General features: G+C 52.4%; 1 protein-coding gene and 1 pseudogene. Both read left to right on the top strand.

Features of this window, described 5'->3' with window-relative positions; translation table 11 throughout:
- Positions 1-99: 99 nt before the first annotated feature.
- Positions 100-468: pseudogene (locus LL972_RS21735) on the top strand (DUF6531 domain-containing protein); the annotation flags it as partial.
- 201 nt (positions 469-669) lie between these two features.
- Positions 670-1,344: a hypothetical protein gene (locus LL972_RS21535; protein WP_228329321.1), complete on the top strand. Its 675-nt coding sequence runs from the start codon at positions 670-672 to the stop codon at positions 1,342-1,344.
- Positions 1,345-1,412 lie beyond the last annotated feature (68 nt).

Genomic DNA, 1,412 nt, shown 5'->3' on the forward strand with positions numbered 1-1,412 from the left:
CGCTGCAAGCCTTGCCCAGAGCGCGTTCTGCGCATGGCAAGCAACTTTCATGGCTGAGGAATAGGGCTAATCAGGAAAAGTTTTGATGTTATATCGAATGTGCTTTATTACGATGGAACGTGCTTACCCGTAGAACACACTGGGATCGGTAATCGCCAGCGCAGGCTCAATTGTCCTTTATATACGACATGGAACGATGATTATCAGGCCTGTGTAAATTTGGAAATATTTGCTTATTTGACCGTACCTTCTCTACAGGATACTTGTTCGGTTGGTAATCCGTGCGATGTAAAAACTGGAGAAAAGTCGCAGCCTGAACAGGATTTCGATCTTGGATGGATACGTCTCGTTCGAACGTTTCGGTCCTCGCAGGTTGGACGGCGATCCAACCTTGGGGCGGGCTGGTTCAACTCACATGAAATCAGCGTTTCTGCTAGTGGCTCTTACGCAATACTTGCAGAGGGAAGCGGTCTTCAACGTAGTTTTAAACTAGTTGGCAATTCTTTTGTCGCCTCTGATGGTTCAGGGGATCGGCTTGAGAAAATAGCAAGTGGATGGCGACTTTTTAGGTCGGATACGGTTTCGGAATTTGATGCTACAGGCGCGTTGAGCTTGGTGTCGAAGGACGACGGTACTTACCTTCGATATGCGTACGATCGGTCCTTGAGGTTGGAGTCGATCACGCACTCGACCGGCCGCAAGTTGGTTTTTAACTACGCTGATGGTTCCCGTTATGCCCAGCTTATTCGAATTACGCTGGACGGGGTTGCGTTGGCTACTTACGCGTACTCTGACACTTTCCCGGACAGCGCGGTGCTGGAGAGCGTGACCTATGCGGACGGCCGGATCAGGTCGTATCTGTATGAAGACGAGGATTTTTACCGCTTCCTGACCGGTGTGGTCGCGGAGGATGGAATGCGCTACAGCACATTCGCCTACAACGCTACTGGGCGTGTTGTGTCGAGCCAGCATCACGACGGCGCAGACGGCGTGACGCTTGATTACACCGATGGCGCCACCGTTGTAACCGACGCGTTGGGGAAACAGACGACATATACGCTGAGCCAGCGTTCCGCAGGTCCTAGAAAAATAGATGACATCACCGACAGCGCAGGCACGCTCAGCAGCGACTATTTGGACGCAAGTGTCGATTTTCGTCGGCGCTTGAGAGCTTCTACCGATCGTGCCGGGGTTGTCACGCAACACGCCTATGCCGAACTTGCGGATGCTGGCGTGCCAGTCAATGTGCATACGGTCACCGAGGCGGCTGGTTTACCCAGTCAGCGAATCACAAATACGCGCACCACTGTCGAAAGCAATCGATTGATGTCAGTTCAATGGTAATCCCCCCACTTCTAGCGGTCGCCAGAAGTGGAGCTAAGTGGCCATCGCCAACTTCATGGCAGGCGTGA

It is taken from the genome of Xanthomonas campestris pv. asclepiadis (assembly GCF_020784175.1).
In the GTDB taxonomy this organism is placed as follows: Bacteria; Pseudomonadota; Gammaproteobacteria; order Xanthomonadales; family Xanthomonadaceae; genus Xanthomonas; species Xanthomonas campestris_D.